The 18,437-nt window shown below is 66.9% G+C and carries 12 protein-coding genes; 8 read left to right on the plus strand and 4 right to left on the minus strand.

Annotation, left to right across the window (positions count from 1 at the left end; translation table 11 throughout):
• Position 1 precedes the first annotated feature (1 nt).
• From MHZ35_RS13125 to recA, 4 genes are all read left to right on the plus strand, one after another.
• Positions 2-2,095 (plus strand): M13 family metallopeptidase, encoded by a 2,094-nt coding sequence (locus MHZ35_RS13125; RefSeq protein ID WP_239436062.1) that lies wholly within the window; start codon positions 2-4, stop codon positions 2,093-2,095.
• Positions 2,096-2,188: 93 nt separating this feature from the next.
• Positions 2,189-4,582, plus strand: coding sequence for a hybrid sensor histidine kinase/response regulator (locus tag MHZ35_RS13130; RefSeq protein ID WP_239436063.1), 2,394 nt, complete (start codon positions 2,189-2,191; stop codon positions 4,580-4,582).
• A gap of 40 nt (positions 4,583-4,622) precedes the next feature.
• The gene (locus MHZ35_RS13135) at positions 4,623-4,976 is read left to right on the plus strand and encodes a response regulator (RefSeq protein ID WP_125962084.1); all 354 of its coding nucleotides are present in this window, start codon (positions 4,623-4,625) and stop codon (positions 4,974-4,976) included.
• 170 nt (positions 4,977-5,146) lie between these two features.
• Positions 5,147-6,241 carry a recombinase RecA gene (gene recA, locus MHZ35_RS13140; RefSeq protein ID WP_274615952.1) on the plus strand — a complete coding sequence of 365 codons (1,095 nt, stop codon included), beginning with the start codon at positions 5,147-5,149 and terminating at the stop codon, positions 6,239-6,241.
• A gap of 368 nt (positions 6,242-6,609) precedes the next feature.
• Here recA and MHZ35_RS13145 read toward each other — a convergent pair whose 3' ends face one another.
• The 3 genes from MHZ35_RS13145 to MHZ35_RS13155 all read right to left on the minus strand — a co-directional run bounded on the left by MHZ35_RS13145 (position 6,610) and on the right by MHZ35_RS13155 (position 9,896).
• Positions 6,610-7,557 (minus strand): family 43 glycosylhydrolase, encoded by a 948-nt coding sequence (locus MHZ35_RS13145; RefSeq protein WP_239436064.1) that lies wholly within the window; start codon positions 7,555-7,557, stop codon positions 6,610-6,612.
• Between the two features lie 60 nt (positions 7,558-7,617).
• The gene (locus tag MHZ35_RS13150; protein WP_239436065.1) at positions 7,618-9,273 is read right to left on the minus strand and encodes a S10 family peptidase; all 1,656 of its coding nucleotides are present in this window, start codon (positions 9,271-9,273) and stop codon (positions 7,618-7,620) included.
• 80 nt (positions 9,274-9,353) lie between these two features.
• Entirely contained in the window at positions 9,354-9,896 is a 543-nt protein-coding gene (locus MHZ35_RS13155; protein WP_239436066.1) for a hypothetical protein, read from the minus strand.
• Between the two features lie 210 nt (positions 9,897-10,106).
• On the opposite strand from MHZ35_RS13155, the gene MHZ35_RS13160 reads away from it, so the two are divergent.
• Positions 10,107-13,103: a TonB-dependent receptor domain-containing protein gene (locus tag MHZ35_RS13160; protein WP_274615954.1), complete on the plus strand. Its 2,997-nt coding sequence runs from the start codon at positions 10,107-10,109 to the stop codon at positions 13,101-13,103.
• Positions 13,104-13,169: 66 nt separating this feature from the next.
• On the opposite strand, the gene MHZ35_RS13165 is transcribed toward MHZ35_RS13160, so the two are convergent.
• On the minus strand, positions 13,170-14,942 hold the full coding sequence (locus MHZ35_RS13165) for a putative 2OG-Fe(II) oxygenase (protein ID WP_239436068.1): 1,773 nt from the start codon (positions 14,940-14,942) through the stop codon (positions 13,170-13,172).
• Positions 14,943-15,043: 101 nt separating this feature from the next.
• Here MHZ35_RS13165 and MHZ35_RS13170 point away from each other — a divergent pair, with 101 nt between their 5' ends.
• From MHZ35_RS13170 to MHZ35_RS13180, 3 genes are read left to right on the plus strand one after another with little or no spacing between them, the layout of a single operon-like run.
• Positions 15,044-15,784 (plus strand): 2OG-Fe(II) oxygenase, encoded by a 741-nt coding sequence (locus tag MHZ35_RS13170; RefSeq protein ID WP_239436069.1) that lies wholly within the window; start codon positions 15,044-15,046, stop codon positions 15,782-15,784.
• A gap of 2 nt (positions 15,785-15,786) precedes the next feature.
• Complete coding sequence (locus MHZ35_RS18150) at positions 15,787-16,515, plus strand: 2OG-Fe(II) oxygenase (protein WP_239436070.1); 729 nt, start codon at positions 15,787-15,789, stop codon at positions 16,513-16,515.
• Positions 16,516-16,551: 36 nt separating this feature from the next.
• Positions 16,552-18,315, plus strand: a complete 1,764-nt coding sequence (locus tag MHZ35_RS13180; RefSeq protein ID WP_446741053.1) for a DUF885 domain-containing protein — start codon at positions 16,552-16,554, stop codon at positions 18,313-18,315.
• Positions 18,316-18,437 lie beyond the last annotated feature (122 nt).

The following is an 18,437-nucleotide window of genomic DNA, read 5'->3' on the forward strand; positions in this document are numbered from 1 at the left end:
CATGCGGCGTTCGCTTCTGTTATCCTCTCTGCTCGCGGGCTCCGCGCTGCTCGGCGCCTGCGCCACGACCGGCGCCGCCGACCACGCCGCCGTCGCCGAGCAGACGCAGGTCGTCGGCCAGGTTGCGACGGGGCCGGTCAGCGCCGCCAACACTGCCAAGCCGCAGATCGGGACCTTCGGCTTCGACGAAGCCGGCATGGACCGCACGATCGCGCCAGGGGATGACTTCTACGGCTTTGCGAACGGCACCTGGGAAAAGACCACGCCGATCCCGGCCGACAAGTCGAACTTCGGCATGTTCACGGTGCTGGAGGACCTGTCGCGCAGCCGCACCCGCGAGATCCTGGACGGCGTGCGCACCGACGCGAACTCCAAGATCGGCGTCGCCTATGCGACCTACCTCGATCAGGCGTCGATCGACGCCAAGGGCCTCGCCCCGATCCAGCCCTGGCTCGGCAAGATCAAGGCACTGTCCGGCAAGACCGGCTATGCAGCGCTCGCGGCCGAGGCTTCGGTCAACGGCATCGAGGGTCCGTTCGGCGGCTATGTCGGCCCGGACGACAAGCACCCGGACGTCTATGCGCTGAACCTCAGCCAGTCGGGCCTCGGCCTGCCGGACCGCGACTATTACCTCTCCACCGACGCCAAGATGGTCGAGACGCGCAACGCCTATGTCGCGCACATCGCCAAGATGTTCACCCTGGCCGGCGAGCCCAATGCGCAAGCGCGCGCGGCCGCCATCCTCGCTTACGAGACCGGCATCGCCAAGGCGCACTGGACCCGGGTCGAAAGCCGCAACGCCGACAAGACCTACAACAAGCTGACGCTGGCGCAGCTTCAGAAGCAGGCCCCCGGATTCGACTTCCCGACCTATTTCAAGGGCATGGGAGCGAATGTTGACACGGTGATCGTGGCGCAGCCGAGCGCGGTGGCAGGCATCGCCAAGGCGATTGCTGCAGCTCCAGTGTCGGTCCTCAAGGACCAGATGCTGGTACGCTCGCTCGACCAATATGCCGGCGTCCTGCCGAAGGCGTTCGACCAGGAGAGCTTCGCCTTTTACGGCACCACGCTTTCGGGCACGCCGGAGCAGCAGCAGCGCTGGGAACGCGCGGTCGACTTCACCAGCGACGCGCTCGGGGACGAGGTCAGCCAGGTCTACGTCGCCAAGTATTTCCCGCCCGAGACAAAGGCTGCGGCCGATGCGCTGGTGCGCAACGTCACCGAGGCAATGGGCCGTCGGATCGACCAGCTCGAATGGATGGCCCCCGAGACGAAGCAGAAGGCGCGCGCCAAGCTCGCGGCGTTCACGCCCAAGATCGGTTATCCGGACAAGTGGAAGGATTATTCCAACCTCCAGATCCGCGCCGGTGATGCGCTCGGCAATGCGATCCGCGCCGCCAACTGGGCGCATGCCGACAACTTCTCCAAGCTGGGTCGCCCGATCCAGAAGTGGGAGTGGTACATGACCCCGATGACGGTGAACGCCTATGCGAACCCCGTCATGAACGAGATCGTGTTCCCGGCCGCGATCCTGCAGCCGCCGTTCTTCGATCCCAACGCCGATCCGGCGGTGAACTATGGCGGCATCGGCGCCGTCATCGGCCACGAGATCAGCCATCACTTCGACGACCAAGGCCGCAAGTATGACGCGAACGGCAGCCTCACCGACTGGTGGACGCCGGAGGACGTGACGCGGTTCGAACAACGCACTGCAGCGCTCGTCCGCCAGTATGACGCCTATGAGCCGCTGCCGGGCCTGCACGTGAAGGGCGCGCTGACGCTGGGCGAGAACATCGCCGACCTCGCCGGCCTCACCGTCGCGTGGGACGCCTATCAGCACGCGCTGGGCGGCAAGCCTGCCGGCGTCGTCGACGGCTACAACGGCGAGCAGCGCTTCTACCTGGGCTGGGCGCAGGTGTGGCGGCGCAGCTACCGTGAGGCGAACCTTCGCCAGCGGCTGCTGACCGATCCGCACTCGCCGTCGCAGCAGCGCGCCTGGGTCGTGCGCAACCTCGATCCCTGGTACGAAGGCTTCAAGCCGGCCGCCGGCAGCAAGCTGTACCTGGCACCCGACGCCCGCGTCCGCATCTGGTGATCCCGCCCCGGCGCGCGTCACGTCACCCGTGGTGCGCGCCGGTCTGCGGCCGGCCCGCTTGACGGTGCCCGGCAGGGCGCCCAACACGCCGCGATGGCACGCGTTTCCACCGCCACCGACGGCCCGGCCAAGGTCGACCGTCTCCCGTTCTTCGTTGCGCTCGGCATCGGCCTCGTCGCGGCGCTCCTCGTCCTCAAGATGGCCGGGGAGCCCGTGCTTGCGGCCGGCTTCCTCGCGGCGGCGCTGATCGTGCCGGCGGCGCTGTTCGCCTGGTACCGGTTTTCGAGCGTGCCTGCGGTCGAGGCGCCGCCTGCCGACTGGGCGCTCGCCCACGCCCTTGCCGAAGCGAGCGAGGAAGCGCTCGCGGTCACCGATCGCGCAGGGCAACTGGTTTGCGCAAACGGCCGCTTCGCCGAGCGGTTCGGCGGCTATCCGACCCCGCCGGGGCTGCCGCTGGAGGAGGAGGGCGCGGCCCAGCTTGCAGCCGCCGGCCGCGCCGCGTGGCGCGACGGCCGCGCCTCCGCCTGGATTCGTGCGGACGGCAATGTGCTGGAAGCGGCCATCGAGCGCGTCGGCGACGGGACGCTGGTGTGGCGCTTCTTTGGTGGCGGCCGCGCCACTGCGTCCGTCGAGGCGGAGCAGTGGCTGTCTGGCCCCCATGGTGATCGACTGGGCGGGGCCGGCATCATGGCCGCGCTGCTCGGCTCCGACGGCCGCATCCGTTCCGCCAATCGCGTGCTGCGTGCCCGCGCGTTGGGGCATGAGGAAGGCTCGATCGTCGGCCGCGACTTCGCCCGTTTCCTCACGACGGACGGCGAGGGGCGCATCCGCTTCGAGCGCGAGGGGGCTTCCGGCAATCCGTTGCGGTTGCTCCAGGTGCCCTTCCTTCCCGATGAAGGGGCACCGATGCTGGTCGTGCTCCTCGACGAGGAGGCGACGGAAGCGGTGGCGCCGATCTCCGGCGGCGCTGCGGGGCACGTGCGCGCGCTGGTCTCGCTGCTTCCGGTCGGCATGGCGCTGGTCGACCGCGACGGGCGCTTCCTGCACATGAACCACGCCTTTGCACGCGCAACCGGCGTCAATACCAACGCGCCGCCGCTCTATCCGGGCGATCTCGTCGTCCGTGAGGACAAGGGCGCGCTTGCCGATGCAATTCGTCGTTTCGCGGGAGGGGCGCAGCACGCCTCGGACATGGCGGTGCGGCTGATCAGCCACCCCGACGAGCCGATCGCGCTCACCATCGGGGGCGGGCGGGGGCTCGGCGACGCTGCGGTGCTGTTGACCCTCAAGGATACCGGCGAGGAATCGCGCCTGAAGCGCCAGGTCGCCCAGGCGACCAAGATGCAGGCGGTGGGCCAGCTGGCCGGCGGCGTCGCCCATGATTTCAATAACATATTGACCGCTATTATCGGTCATTGTGACCTGATGTTGATGCGCCATACCCCCGGCGACAGCGACTATGACGACATCCAGCAGATCCGCGCCAACTCCAATCGCGCGGCAAGCCTGACCCGCCAACTGCTCGCCTTCTCGCGCCAGCAGACGCTCCGGCCGCAGGTGCTGCAGCTTCCCGACGTGATCTCCGAAGTGTCGAACCTGTTGAAGCGCCTGCTGGGAGAGGCGGTCGAGCTGGTGGTGCGGCACGGTCGCAACCTCGGTCCCGTGCGCGCGGACCCGGGTCAGCTCGAGCAGGTGGTGGTGAACCTGGCGGTCAACGCCCGCGACGCCATGGTCGCCAAGAACCCCAACGGCCGCGGCCGCCTCGTGATCGAGACGCTGGCGATCGGCGCGGCCGAGGTGCGGGCGATGGAGAACGAGGTGCTTCCGGTCGGCGACTACACCGCGGTGCGGATCACCGATACCGGCACGGGCATCGCACCGGACGTGCTGCCCAAGATCTTCGAACCCTTCTTCACCACCAAGGAAGTGGGCAAGGGCACCGGGCTCGGCCTCTCGACCGTCTACGGCATCATCAAGCAGTCGGGCGGCTATATCTTTGCCGACTCGCAGGTGGGGCAGGGGACCTCCTTCACCATCTATCTTCCCGTCCATTCGGCGCCGGCGATCGCTGCTCCGCCCGCGCCGGTGCTGCCGCGGCGGGAGCGCCCCAGCGACATCTGGGGCACCGGCACGATCCTGCTGGTGGAGGACGAGGACATGGTCCGCTCGGTCGCCGAGCGCGCGCTGACGCGCCAGGGGTACAAGGTGCTGACGGCGGAGAATGGCGAGGCGGCGCTGGAGCTCCTCGCCGACCATCCGCAGATCGACCTGCTCGTGTCCGACGTGGTGATGCCGGCGATGGACGGGCCGACCATGGCCCGGCACGTGCGGCGCATCTATCCCGACCTGCCGATCCTCTTCATGTCGGGCTATGCCGAGGAGCAGCTTCGCCGATCGATCGATCTCGGCAACGTCGCCTTTCTGCCGAAACCCTTCTCCGTTCAGCAGCTTGGCGAAGCTGCTCGTGACGTTCTGGCAACGAAATGAGGCTTGGCGTTCGTGCCGTCATCTGCTTAGACGCGCGGGCATGACAGCTCCCCAGCGTATCCTCATCGTCGAGGACGAGCCCCTGATCGCGATGATGCTCGAGGATTTCCTCGACATCCTCGGCAAGTCCGTCGCCGGCACCGCCGATTGCGTCAGCGATGCGCTGTCCCGGATCGAGGAGGGCGGCATCGATGCCGCGATCCTCGACGTCAATTTGCGCGGCGGTGAGAAGAGCTGGCCGATCGCGGACGCGCTTGCCGCTGCCGGCATTCCGTTCGTGCTTGCCACCGGTGGGTCCGGCGACGCGGTGGAGCCCACGCACCGCGACCGCCCGGTGTTGCCCAAGCCGTTCACCATGGATGGCGTGGAGAAGGCGCTCACCGAACTCGGCTGAGCGCCGTTCTGCTTTTCCAGTTGTTGTACGTCCGGAGCGCTCCATCCACGGGCGCGATGCGGCGCGTCTGTCTCATGTAGTTCGCCTCTTGTTCTCGCGGAACAAATGGAATACATGGCGAACAACGCGTTGAACGGCTCGCGCGGTTGCTCTAGCGATGGAGGCCACGAATGGCGGCAAACCTCAAGGTGATCGACAGCAAGATGGCAGCGACCAACGACAGGGCTGCGGGCGAGCGGCAGAAGGCGCTCGACGCGGCGCTCGCGCAGATCGACCGCGCGTTCGGCAAGGGTTCGGCGATGAAGCTGGGCCAGAAGGAAGCGATGCAGGTCGAGGCGATCTCGACCGGTTCGCTCGGGCTCGACATCGCGCTCGGCGTCGGCGGCCTGCCGCGCGGCCGCGTGATCGAGGTCTATGGTCCGGAAAGCTCGGGCAAGACCACGCTCGCGCTCCACGTGATTGCAGAGGCGCAGAAGAACGGCGGCACCGCCGCGTTCGTAGACGCCGAGCACGCGCTCGATCCCGTTTATGCCAAGAAGCTGGGCGTCAACATCGACGAACTGATCGTGTCCCAGCCCGACACCGGCGAGCAGGCGCTCGAGATCACCGATACGCTGGTGCGTTCGAACGCGATCGACGTGCTGGTGGTGGATTCGGTTGCGGCGCTGGTGCCGCGGGCGGAGATCGAGGGCGAGATGGGCGACAGCCACGTCGGCCTCCAGGCCCGCCTGATGTCGCAGTCGTTGCGCAAGCTGACCGGCTCGATCAGCCGCTCGCGCTGCATGGTGATCTTCATCAACCAGCTGCGCATGAAGATCGGCGTGATGTACGGCAATCCGGAGACGACGACGGGCGGCAATGCGCTCAAGTTCTACGCCTCGGTCCGCCTGGACATCCGCCGCACCGGCCAGATCAAGGACCGTGAGGACATCATCGGCAACTCGACGCGGGTGAAGGTCGTCAAGAACAAGGTCGCCCCACCGTTCAAGCAGGTCGAGTTCGACATCATGTACGGGGAGGGCATCTCCAAGATCGGCGAGATCCTCGACCTGGGCGTGAAGGCCGGACTGGTGGAGAAGGCCGGCGCCTGGTTCAGCTACGACTCGGTCCGCATCGGGCAGGGTCGCGAGAATGCCAAGACCTTCCTCAAGGAGAATGACGAACTCCGCGACCGCCTGGAGCGCGCGATCCGTGCGCGTACGGAAAAGGTCGCCGAGGAAATGATGACCGGCCCCGATGCCGAGGACGGCGAAGACGATCTCTGATCGCCCGCTGATGCCCTGAGAAAAGGCCCGCTGGCTCCCGCCGGTGGGCCTTTTTTATGGCGGCACTCGGCCGCGGCCAGGATCTTCTCGTTGCCGGATGCTCGAGGGGCTCCCCTGCCAGCGTGACTTCACGCCGAAGTAGGAGAGTTCACCTACTTCGTACTCCGGCGGAGGCCGGGGCCCAGCTGCGACGGCTGCGGAACGTCAGCGTAGCCCTTCGCCTCGCGGCGCCAGCCTTGCGCGCGCCGTACCGCACGGAGCACCGCAAGCCGCCGCATCAAACGCCCAGCGGCGCCTGCCCTCCAAATGCCGGACGCGCCGCGACTTCCCTGGTGCAAGCGGCCCGACAGAGCAGGGCGCTCGCTGCGTCAGTCGCTCATCTTGACCGGCTGGATCAGCCCGGACGCATCATAGCGGATCTGCTGGATCGCAACCCGGCGTTCCCCGGCATAGGGACCATCACCGGTCTGCCCTTCCCAACGGTGGTAGACGATCAGCCACTCGCCCGTTTTCGGATCCCGCACGAAACTGTGGTGCCCAGGGCCCTTGTACTTGGCATCGGCCGTCAGGATCGCGCCGCGATACTGCCAGGGCCCGGTCGGCGAGGATGCGGTCGCATAATGGACGGAATAGTCCGAGCGGTTCCAGCGGCCGTGGCTGTACGAAAGATAGTAGATGCCGTTCCGCTCGTGCACGAACGCGCCTTCCGTGAAGTGCGGCGGCTGCTCGACCGGGATCTCCCGCGCGATCGTCACCATGTTCGGGGCAAGCTCGAACACCCGCAGCTTCGCACCGGCACTGCCCCCCGCATAAAGCAGTGGGCGTCCGGATTTCGGGTCGATGAACACGGTGGGGTCGATCGCCTCAAAGCCGTCGCCGCCGGTCAGCAGCGGCTTGCCGCTGTCGGTGCAGGGGCCGGCAGGGCTGGAGCAGACGGCGACGCCCAGCCGGCTCGGCGTCGGATTCTGCGGGCCGATCGAATAGTAGAAATAGTAGCGGCCGCGATCGACGATCATGTCCGGTGCCCAGAGGTAGTGCACCGGCGCGCCGTCCGCCTTGGTCCAGCGAATGTCCCTCAGGCGCAGCAGCGGGTGCTTCTTCCAGTTCCGCCGGTCCGCCGTGGACCAGGCCTGTAGCCCATCCCCGCCGGTGGGATAGACCCACATCTTGCCCTCCGCCACCATGGCCGAGGGGTCCGCCCCCGCAAAGACCGACGGAACTTCCTGCGCCACACCTGCCGTGGCTGAGAGGAGCAGGGCGGCCGCCGCGCCTGCAAGCGTGCTACAGCGGCGGTACGAAAGAGTTCTGGACGTCATCCGCCCACTCTGCCGGTCCAGCCACCGCAAGCGCAAGGGTGTCCGAGACGACCGCCAGCCTCAGTTCGGCCCTTGCCCGGGCTCTCCCGCGGAAAGCGATGGCGCCTGCGGCGGCACGGGGCTGCTCGCCGCCTCGACCGCTTCGTCGTACCAGCCCGCCAAGTCGACCTTCATCTGGTGCAGCGCTTCCGGGTTCACATAGGTCATGTGCCCGGCGGGATAGTAGCGGAACGAGAGGTTCCCCTGCTGCGACCGCTCCAGCATCATGTGCCCCAGGTCGTTTTCGGTCCCGAAGAACGGCGTCGCCATGTCGTAGTACCCGTTCAGCGACAGCACCTTCAGATACGGGTTCGCGCGCATCGCCGCGCCGAGGTCCAGCGCCGTGTTGGGGTTGTTCTGGGCGCCAAAGCCACGTCCCGGCGCCTTGTGCTGCCAGTTCCACGTCCATCCGGCGGCATCTCGGGCGCTCAGCCGGTAGGGCATCTCCGTCTTGTAGCCGAGCGTATGGGTCACATAATCGTGGAAAGTCGCAATGAACGCGCCGCTGATCGCATCCGAGGAGGCATCGGTTTCCGGCCGTTCGCCCGCCGCGTCCGGATCGATCCCGGTGTAGCGAGAGTCGAACCGGCCGATGGTCTGCCGCCGGTCGCGCAGCAACTCCTTCTGGAAGCGCGCCAGATCGACTCGCAGGTTCGCCTGCTTGATGAAGGCGGGCGAGAGTCCGATCAGCTGGCTCATCTGCTCGGCGATCGTGTTTTCTTCTGCCGGCGAGATGGTCTGCCCCTTGGCGAGTGCCGCGGCATAGGGTCCGACCGCAAAGGCGCGTGCCCGGGCGACGGCCGTTGCCACGTCGGCAGGCGGGTTCGGCAGCTTGCGGTGGTACCAGGCGGTCGCTGCAAAGCTCGGAAGATAGTTCAGGTACAGCTGGTCGAGGCCCGGTTGGCGATAGCCGTAGTTCATGATCGAGGAGAGCAGCACCACGCCGTTCAGCGCCATGCCCCGGTCCTGGAGCTGATAGGCGAGCGCACCCGATCGCAACGTGCCATAGCTTTCGCCGAACAGGAACTTGGGGCTGTTCCAGCGTCCGTTCTTCGTCACGTAGCGCAGGATCGCCTGGGCGAACACGTCGGCATCCTCGTCGACACCGTAGAAAGCCTCGGGCTTCGCATCGCCGAGCGGCCGGGAATAGCCCGCGCCGATCGCGTCCAGGAACACCATGTCGGTCTTGTCGAGCAGCGTCTCGCCATTGGGCCCGAAATCATAGGGCGCCGGCTTGATGAACTCCGGGTTGGTGGTCTTCAGGCGGACGGGGGCGAAGGAACCCATGTGCAGCCAGAAGGTCGGGCTGCCGGGACCGCCGTTGTAGAAGAAGGTGATCGGGCGCTTGGTGCCGGGCTTGGTGCCGTCGAGTGTGTAGGCGGTGTAGAACATGCTCGCCGTCGGCTTGCCCTCGATGTCGCGCACGGTGAGCGTGCCCGCGGTCGCCGTATAGCCGAGCGACCGGCCGCCGACTGTAACCCGGCCCTTGGATCGCGCTTCCTGCTCCTCGACCGGAGGAATGGCCCAGCCTGCCTCGGCCTGCTCCTTCATCTTGTCCTTGTGATCCTCGGCCCCCGCGCGCCCGCGCTCCACTTTGGGCTCTGCAGCCCCCTGGGCAGTCGCTGCGGCGGAAGAGCAAAGCAGCAGGGCGACGAGAAACCTGACACCGATCGACATTCACAAACCCCCAGAAGAAAACATGAATTCGGCACCGGCGCCCAGCCGCCCAGACGAGGCTGGCCGCGCCATCGGCAGGGTCAGTTCACCCGCCGTACCCGCATGGCAGGCTGACCCGCCACATTCGCCAGATAGCTGCCCATTGCCGCCCGGCGGATTGCGATCGCCATTCCCGGCTTCGGATCGCGCGCCAGGATGCGTCCGTCGATCTGCTGCCACCGCGCGCCATCGGCGAGCACCATGACCCACTTCCCATCCGGCGTCGTGCTGACGCCTTTGATGCTGGTGTCGATGCGGGTAGGCGGAGGAGGCGCTTGTTCCTGCTCGCGCACCGCGATCGCCGGGGCGGGAGCGCTGCGCCCGAATTGCGCCGCCTGCGCCTCCGCGATCCGGGTGCGGGTCGCCACCACCAGATCCCCCTTGTTCAGCAGCACCTCCACCTCTGCGGTGCGGGCGTCGAGGCAGCGCAGTCGCGCCGCCGCGTCGGTGATCGTGCGGCATTGGAGCAGGGCCTGCAGGGGCTCGGCCCGACCCGGGTCGGCCTGGCGGGCGAGGGCAGCGGGAGAGGCGAGCACAAGTCCCAGCCCGAACGCCATTCCCAAAGCCCTATGTGCGGAAGCCATCACTTCGATCTCCCGACGCGCGCCAAAGGCGACGCGCTGTTCCTGAACGTTGCATTTATGCGACAGTGTCGCGCCATTTTCTTTCATCGTGAAAGCAGTCTTGCAACTATTTTTGTGCAGTGCATCGTAGGCGGACGAACAAAAGTTCGAGAGGCATGATCCTGAAAGATTCGAGCCCGTCTGGCTCGGGGGCAACAGAAGGGGAACTGCATGAATCACAATCGTGGACGCCGCCTGGCGCTGCGCGCCGGCGCCGCACCTTTGGTATTGATCGCCGCTACACTCGGCTTTCCTGCTTTCGCGCAGGATGCGCCTCAGGAAAGCACCTCAACCTCCCAAAATGTCGGCATCAGCGCCGTCCCGACCGGCAGCGGCGAGCCGAACCAGAGTGTTGACGAAAACCAGGGAACGATCGTTGTTACGGGGTCGCGTATTGCACGCCGCGATCTGACTTCGGACAGCCCGCTCGCAGTTGTTTCTCAGGAAGAGTTCAAGCTTTCCGGCGCAGTGAACGTCGAAAGCGTAATGAACACGCTGCCGCAGGTCATTCCGGGATCGACCGGATTCTCGAACAATCCTGGTGGCGGCGTCGCGACGCTGAACCTGCGCGGCCTGGGCTCCAATCGGAACCTGGTGCTGGTCAACGGTCGCCGGTACATGTTCTATGACACCTCCCAGGTGGTCGATCTCAACACGATCCCGGCGTTCCTGATCGACGGCGTGGACGTCGTTACCGGCGGCGCGTCGGCCGTGTATGGCTCGGACGCGATCGCGGGCGTGGTCAACTTCCGCCTCCGCAACGACATCAACGGCGTTGAAGCCGGCAGCCAGTACAGCATTACCGGCGAAGGCGATGGCCGTCGTTGGGACACCTATCTCGCGATGGGCACCGACTTCGACGAGGGTCGCGGCCACATCACGGCCTATGGTGAGTATTACCAGCGCGGCGCGATCTTCCAGGGGGCACGCGACTTCTCCGCTGTTGCCCTGGGCGACGACGGCACCAGCCTGGTACCGCTGGGCAGCCCGTCGGTCCCGAACGGCCGCTTCTACGTGAACCCGTCGACGGTCTGCGTGGGTGGCACCGGCGCGACCTGCGCCGGCGGCACGAACTTCACCCGCGGCGCGGGTTCGCTGTCGGCGAACGGTACGCTTGGTCAATACTACACCGGCCCGAATACGTCGCGCCCGTTCACGACCGACGACTACTACAACTACGCGCCGGACAACCTGCTCCAGGTTCCGCAAGAACGCTGGATGCTGGGCGCCTACGCCAACTACGAGGTGAACGAGTGGTTCAACCCGTATCTGGAGGTGTCGTTCGTCAACAACCGCGTTCAGAACGAGCTGGCGGCGACGCCGATCAGCGGCACGTTCGGCATTGCGCTGGACAACCCGTTCCTCTCGACGGCGGATGCCTCGTCGCTGGCTGCCATCGATGCGCAGGAAGCTGCCATCGACGCAGCGCTGATCGCGGCCGGCGGCACGGCGCGCTACGGCAACCCGGGCGTGGTCAACGTCGCGCTCGCGTCGCGCACCAACGCGGTTTCCTCGCGTCAGGCGCTCGACGATCGCAACGCGTTCCGCGTGCTGATCGGCACCACGGGCGCGGTGACCGGCGACATCAAATATGACGCCTATTACAGCTACGCCCGTACCCGGAACTCGAACATCCAGTACGGCAACATCTCGCGCTCCGCATTTGCGGCCGAACTGCTGGCGAACCGCCTCAACATCTTCGGCCCGGGCCTGATCTCGGCCGAGGAGATCTCCGCGATCTCGATCACGACGCAGAACACCGATATTTCCGAGCTGCAGGTGGCGCAGGCATCCATCTCGGGTTCGCTGTTTGACTTCGGCCTTGGCGGCGGGGACGTCGGCTTCGCGCTGGGTGGCGAATATCGCTCGGTGGAAAGCCAGTTCATCCCCGATCAGGCTCTGTCCTCAGGCGACGTCGTGGGCTTCAATGGCGGTGATCCGACTGCGGGCGGCTACAACGTCAAGGAGGTGTTCGGCGAACTTCGGGTTCCGCTGCTGGGCGGCATGCCGTTCGCAGAGCGTCTCGAACTGAACGGCGCGTTCCGCTACTCGGATTATTCGCTGGGCGGCGTCGGTGGCGTCTGGACCTACACGGGCGGTGCGCAGTGGGCGCCGATCCGGGACATCACCTTCCGGGGCCAGTATTCGCGGGCGGTGCGTGCGCCGAACGTGGCCGAGCTCTTCGGCGGCCTGTCGAATGGCTTCCCAGGCGCGACCGATCCGTGCGCAACGCCGGGTGCGCAGAACGACGCCGAGCTCGTCGCCATCTGCACCGCAACCGGCGTTCCCGCCGGTGCGGTGGGCTCCGGCACGTCGCTGCAGCCTGCTACCCAGATCGAGGGCGTGTTCGGCGGTAACCCGAACCTTCAGGAAGAAGTCACCGACACCTACACCGCCGGTGTGGTGCTCGCGCCGCGCTTCCTACCCGGTTTCCACCTCACTGCCGATTACTTCAACATCACGGTGGACAATGTCATCGCCTCGTTGGGCGGCGGCGTTGGCGGCATTCTGAACCTGTGCTACAACGTCTATCGGGACGTGAACAACGTCTACTGCCAGGCGATTTCGCGCAACGAAGATGGCACAATCCAGAACCCGAGCTTTGTCACGGCCATCAACTACAATGGGGCGAGCCTGAAAACCTCGGGTATCGATCTGTCGGCCGACTACACCCAGACGTTGGGATTCGGAATGTTCGGCGCTGAGAGCAAGCTCAACGCCTTCTTCCAGGGTACCTGGACGGAGAAGAATGAGTTTGCGCCCGCGGCGGGGCAGGATGCGTACACCTGCGCCGGCTACTTTGGTGTGAACTACTGCGGCACCCCGCAGTCGAAGTACAAGTGGTCGTCGCGCCTGTCGCTCATCGACGGTCCGATGACCGCCAGCCTGCGTTGGCGGTACCTGTCCAGCGTTAAGGCGGACTCGATCGCCAACGCGGGCGTCGATCCGGCAGAGCTGGCTGTGCCGAAGCTCAAGGCGAAGAACTACATCGACCTCGCCTTCTCGTTCGACCTGACCGACACCTACAACTTCAGCTTTGGTGTCAACAACGTCGGCAATGTGAAGCCGCAGCTGATCGGCGACGATCAGGAACAGGCGAACACCTACCCGGGCGTCTATGATGTGCTGGGTCGCGACTTCTACGCGGCGGTTCGCTTCCGCTTCTGACGCGCTCGCGCAACGGAGCAAAAGGGTGTGGCCCGGGGGAAACCTCGGGCCATTTCCTTGTCCGGCTTAGAAGAACACATCGAAGGCCACGGTCAGCCGCTCTCCGCTCGAAAAGGGTCGGGTGCCGTGGAACAGATAGCTCGGGAACAGCACCAATTGTCCCGGCTGCGGCTCGAACTGGGCGAGCGGCCCCAGCGGAAGGTTCGCCGCGTCCGGCGGGCGCCCGATCTCCAGCCACCCCTCGCGTGCGGCGCGATCGAGATCGACCGGGACACTCACATACAAGGCGGAGCTCAGCACCCCGCGCGGATGGATGTGGCTGACGTGAAAGCCCGCACCGCGCAATCGTACCGACCAGGATCCGGCCAAACGGGGAGGAGTCTCCCGGTGGCGGAGCAGCGGATGGCGCGGATCTGCCGGGGGAAGGGCGGCCATGTGGCTCGTGATCGCCTCCAGCAACAGCGCCTTCAGCCGGCGTAGCTGCGGCTCGGTCCGGGCAAGCAGACGCCCGCGTGTCTGGGTCCCGCCGCGCAGCGACTGCCCTACGGGGTGCGCCCGGCTTCGATGCAGGTCGCGCAACAGGTCCGCCAGTTGCGCCAGCTCGGCCGCGTCGATGGCGAGCTGCCGGGGTGCGTATAGGCCGGGCTGCCTGCTCAGCCACTGGTGCCGCGGATCATCGAGAAGCCGCCATGCCAGATCCAGGAAGGCCCAGCCTGCCACGCTTCCGGCATCCACCGCCACGTGCCGCTCCAGCAGCCGGGCGGCGAGCTGCGCGTCTCCCTGCGCCAATGCGCACCGCGCCCGCGGCATCAGCGTCTCTTCGGCGTCCGGCAGGGCATCAAGCACACCGTGCGCCCGATCCAGATTGCGCGCCTCGATCGCCAGATCGGCTTCCTCCAGCAGCCATTCCGCACGCTGCCCAAGCGTGCTTCGCGCCGCCTCCAGCGCTGCCAGCGCCTCCATGTGCCGGCCCGCCCGATGTAGCAGGCGCCAGCGGGACTGGTGCAGCGCGACGCTCTCCGGAACCCGCGCGAGCGCCGCCTCGTGGCTCTCGGTCAGGCGATCGGCGAGCCCGGCTTCGGAACGCATGCGGGCAAGCTCCTCATGCGCTTCCACCCACTCGGGCACCCGGATCACCGCATCCTCCAGCAAGGCCATCCCGCCCGGATCGCCATCCGCCTCCAGGGCATTGGCCAGTCCCAGCAGCACGTCCGGCCCTGCCGCACCCGCCGTCGCGCAGTGGCGAAACCGCGCCGCCGCATCCGCCTCCCCGCGTTCCAGGCCGACACGCGCGCGCCCTCGCAAGGCGGTCGGCCGTGTCGGCTCGAGCGACAGCGCCTGGTCGAATGCCGCCGCAGCTTCATCGAGCCGGTCGCAGTCGCGCAGGATGGCGCCGCGGATGCTGTGCGCATTTGCCGCGCGCAGATCCAGGGCCAGCGCCGCATCCACATCGGCCAGCGCTTCGTCAAGCTGCTGAAGTTGCTGCCGAAGCACGGCGCGATTCACCAGCGCGTCGACGGCTGCCTTTCCCGAGCCTCCTGCCGCGACCGAATAATGCCGAAGCGCCGCCTCTATGTCGCCCGCGTGCGCACAGAAGTTCGCGTAATTGTTATTAATCTGCCCATCCTGGGGCGCGCGCGCCAGCGCCTGGCGAAAGAGTTCGCCGGCGTCCGCAAGGCGATCTTGCCGCCGCGCGACGAGCGCCATCAGATGAAAGGCTGCCGCCGGTGCGCTCTCCTGCGCGATCACCGGTTCCAGTTCCGCGCGCGCGCCGTTCAGATCGCCTGTCCGAAATGCCGATTCCGCGCGCGCAAGTCGCTGGAGAAGTCTGCTGTCCATGACGCATGGTTTAAGCTTTGCTCCCGCCTGTCCAGCAGGACTTCGCATGCCCACGGACACAAGCGCTTGAATGTTCGGCTCCGACCCCGGAAGGTGGCGGCATGCCCAATGAGCCCCTGCCGCTGTTCGACCTCAATCCCGCGCAAGATGTCGCGGCGCTTGCACGGGAGTTTGCCGGAACCGGCCGCTTGCAGGTGCGCGACCTGCTCACCCCTCGCTCGGCCGATGTGCTCGCCGACGTGATCCAGCGGCAGACGCCGTACGGTTTGGCCTATCGCGAGCCGGGATCGGCGCCGAAGTCGGTCCGCGCCGATGCGGTGCGTGCCATGCCGCGGACCGAGCACGGGCGCCTGTGGCAGTCGATCGGTGCCGGGGTGGGGCAGGGGGGCTATGGCTTCATCTACGGCCAGTATCCGATGCTGGACGCCTATCTGGGTAAATGGGCGCCGGGGCACCCGCTGGAACTGGTCCTCGAATATATCAACACGCCCGAGTTCCTCGGCTTCGTGCGGGCGATCACCGGCATGCCGTCGCTCATCAAGGCGGATGCGCAGGCGACGCTCTTCGCGCCCAACAACTTCCTCGCGATGCACGACGACCGCGGCACCGGCGAGGAGGGGCGGCAGGTCGCCTATGTCCTCAGCCTCGCCCGGGAATGGCGCCCCGACTGGGGCGGCTATCTGCTGTTCTACGACGATGACGACGACGTGATCGCGGGCATGAAACCCCGCTTCAACTGCCTGAACCTCTTCCGCGTGCCGCAGCGGCACAACGTCAGCTACGTGCCTCCCTTCGCCCCGGTCGGCCGCTATGCGATCACCGGCTGGTTCCGGGATCGGTAAGCGTGCTCGAAGGGCTCCAGCTCAACCCCGCGCTCGACTGGCCCGCGCTCGCGGCGGAGTTTGCCGCGCAAGGGCGCATTCGCATCCACGGCTTCCTCGCCGATCCGGTGTCGGCGTTGCTTCACGCAGAGTTGCGCCGGCGCGAGGACTGGCGCCAGCTGGTCAACAGCGGCGAGAAGCTGTTCGAGCTCGATCGGGCCACCCGCGCCGCCATGTCGGCCGAGCAGGCGCAGGCACTGGAGGCGGCGGTACAGGCCGGCGCCCGGTCCGGCTTCCAGTACCGCTACGAGACGCTTCGCCTGACCGACGGCGATGGGGGTGGCAATCCGGGCGATCCGGGGCTTTCAGCCTTCACCCGCTGGATGTCGGCCGGCGCCGCCCGCGACCGTCTTCGCCAGCTCACCGGCTCGGAGGCGATCGACTTCGCGGACGGGCAGGCGACGGCCTATGCCCCAGGGGACTTCCTGACCGGGCATACCGACGAGGTTCCCGGCAAGCACCGGCATGCGGCTTATGTCTTCGGCCTCACGCCGCAATGGCGGACGGAGTGGGGCGGGCTGCTGCTTTTTCACGAGGAACGCGGCGCGGTCAGCGGCATGTCTCCGGGGTTCAACACGCTGGATGTCTTCGCCGTCCCGCAGCTTCACAGCGTCTCCCGCGTCGCGCCGGAGGCTGCGTACCGCCGCTATGCGATCACCGGCTGGCTGCGTTCCCGTCCGCCGCGCGCCTGACGTTCGTCCACTCCAGAAATCCGGGGAAGCTCCTCCATGCGCCTTCTTGCCTCTGCCGTGCTGCTGTCGCTCGTTCCGCTCGCCCCGATGCCGGCGCTCGCCCAGACGAGCGTGCCCGCCGGCGCTGCCGACGCACGGCTGCGGACGCTCTACGAAAAAGAGTGGGCATGGCGGCAGAACGAGTTCGCCCGCGTCGCCGACGACGACAGCTGGAGCGCGAGCGGCGACCACCTGCCCCACGTCGATGCCGCCACCCAGCAACGCCGGCTCACCTACTGGCAGGGGATCGCCCGAGAACTCGACGCGATCCCCGCCGCGGAGCTTTCGCCGGAGGAGCGGATCAACGCTGCGGTGTTCCGCACGACGCTGGAGGCGAACATCGCCAACCAGAAGTTCCGCCACTGGGAAATGCCGCTCAACGCGGACAGCAATTTCTGGTCCGGGCTCGCAGCGCGCCAGCCCTATGCCCGTGCAGAGCAGTACCGGCGCTATCTCGGCCGCATGCGCGATGTTCCGCGCTACTTCGACGAGCAGATCGCCAACATGCGGGCGGGCCTGAAGCGTGGCTTCAGCGTGCCGCGGGTGACGCTCGCCGGCCGCGATTCCTCGATCGCCGCCTATGCGGTGGCAGAGGTGGAGAAGAACCCCTTCTATGCGCCGTTCGCGACGATGCCGTCGAGCATCCCGGCGGCCGAGCAGGCAAAGCTGCGTGAAGAAGCGCGCGCGCTGATCGCCGGCCAGGTGGCGCCCGCCTATGATCGGCTGCTGCGCTTCTTCCGAAGCGAGTATCTGCCGAAAACCCGCACCACGCTGGCGGCAGAGGCGATGCCGGACGGCAAGGCCTTCTACCAGGCACAGATCCGTGAATATACGACGCTGGACCTCACCGCCGAGCAGATCCACGCGCTGGGGCTGAAGGAAGTCGCGCGGATCAGCGCGGAGATGGAGAAGACCAAGGCGGCGGCCGGCTTCCAGGGCAGCATGGCCGAATTCCTGAAGTTCCTGCGCACCGACCCGCAATTCTATGCACGCACGCCGGACGAGCTGCTGGGCGTATCCGCCTATGCCGCGAAGCGGGTCGACGGCCAGCTGAAGAACACCATCGGCCGCTTGCCGCGCTACCGCTTCACCATCGTGCCGGTGCCGGATGCGATCGCGCCCTTCTACACCGCCGGTCGCGGCGGGCTGGAGGCGTGCTCGATGAACACCTATGACCTGCCGTCGCGCCCCCTTTACCAGATCCCGGCGCTGACGCTGCACGAATGCAATCCCGGGCACAGCCTGCAGGCGGCGATTTCCCTTGAGGGTCCCGACCGGCCGGCCTTTCGCCGCCAGACCTATTTCTCCGGCTATGGCGAAGGCTGGGGGCTTTACACCGAATGGCTCGGCACCGTCATGGGCATCTACCGTACGCCCTATGAAGATTTCGGCCGGCTTTCTTACGAGATGTGGCGCGCGTGTCGCTTGGTGATCGATACCGGCGTCCACCACCAGGGCTGGAGCCGTGAGCAGGCGATCGCCTATCTCGCGCAGCATACCGCCCTGTCGCAGCACGAGATCGAGACCGAGGTCGATCGCTACATCAGCTGGCCGGGCCAGGCGCTCGCCTACAAGCTTGGCGAGATGACGCTGCGGCGCAAGCGCGCCGACGCCGAGCGGCAGCTCGGCACCGCGTTCGACCAGCGCTGGTTCCACGACGTGGTGCTGGGGCTCGGCTCGGTGCCGCTGCCGGTGCTGGAGCAGGAGATCGACCGCTGGATCCAGAGTGGCGGCAAGAACCCGAACGCGCCCGCCGCCTAGCTGTTTGATCCCACGGTTTGATGGTGCGATCCTTTCGTTGGAATGGAAGGAAGCCGTATGGGACAGGTACGTCACGGGAGCGCCACGACCACGCACGCTGTCCGAGCAGCAATACAGCGATC

Source organism: Sphingomonas sp. ACRSK, assembly GCF_022346685.1.
GTDB classification, from domain to species: Bacteria; Pseudomonadota; Alphaproteobacteria; order Sphingomonadales; family Sphingomonadaceae; genus Sphingomonas; species Sphingomonas molluscorum.

Excerpts from the sequence above, each read along its gene's own strand:
- MHZ35_RS13125 (WP_239436062.1), top strand. The coding sequence starts at position 2 with ATGCGGCGTTCGCTTCTGTTATCCTCTCTGCTCGCGGGCTCCGCGCTG.
- MHZ35_RS13130 (WP_239436063.1), top strand. The coding sequence starts at position 2,189 with ATGGCACGCGTTTCCACCGCCACCGACGGCCCGGCCAAGGTCGACCGT.
- MHZ35_RS13135 (WP_125962084.1), top strand. The coding sequence starts at position 4,623 with ATGACAGCTCCCCAGCGTATCCTCATCGTCGAGGACGAGCCCCTGATC.
- recA (WP_274615952.1), top strand. The coding sequence starts at position 5,147 with ATGGCGGCAAACCTCAAGGTGATCGACAGCAAGATGGCAGCGACCAAC.
- MHZ35_RS13145 (WP_239436064.1), bottom strand. The coding sequence starts at position 7,557 with ATGACGTCCAGAACTCTTTCGTACCGCCGCTGTAGCACGCTTGCAGGC.
- MHZ35_RS13150 (WP_239436065.1), bottom strand. The coding sequence starts at position 9,273 with ATGTCGATCGGTGTCAGGTTTCTCGTCGCCCTGCTGCTTTGCTCTTCC.
- MHZ35_RS13155 (WP_239436066.1), bottom strand. The coding sequence starts at position 9,896 with ATGGCTTCCGCACATAGGGCTTTGGGAATGGCGTTCGGGCTGGGACTT.
- MHZ35_RS13160 (WP_274615954.1), top strand. The coding sequence starts at position 10,107 with ATGAATCACAATCGTGGACGCCGCCTGGCGCTGCGCGCCGGCGCCGCA.
- MHZ35_RS13165 (WP_239436068.1), bottom strand. The coding sequence starts at position 14,942 with ATGGACAGCAGACTTCTCCAGCGACTTGCGCGCGCGGAATCGGCATTT.
- MHZ35_RS13170 (WP_239436069.1), top strand. The coding sequence starts at position 15,044 with ATGCCCAATGAGCCCCTGCCGCTGTTCGACCTCAATCCCGCGCAAGAT.
- MHZ35_RS13180 (WP_446741053.1), top strand. The coding sequence starts at position 16,552 with ATGCGCCTTCTTGCCTCTGCCGTGCTGCTGTCGCTCGTTCCGCTCGCC.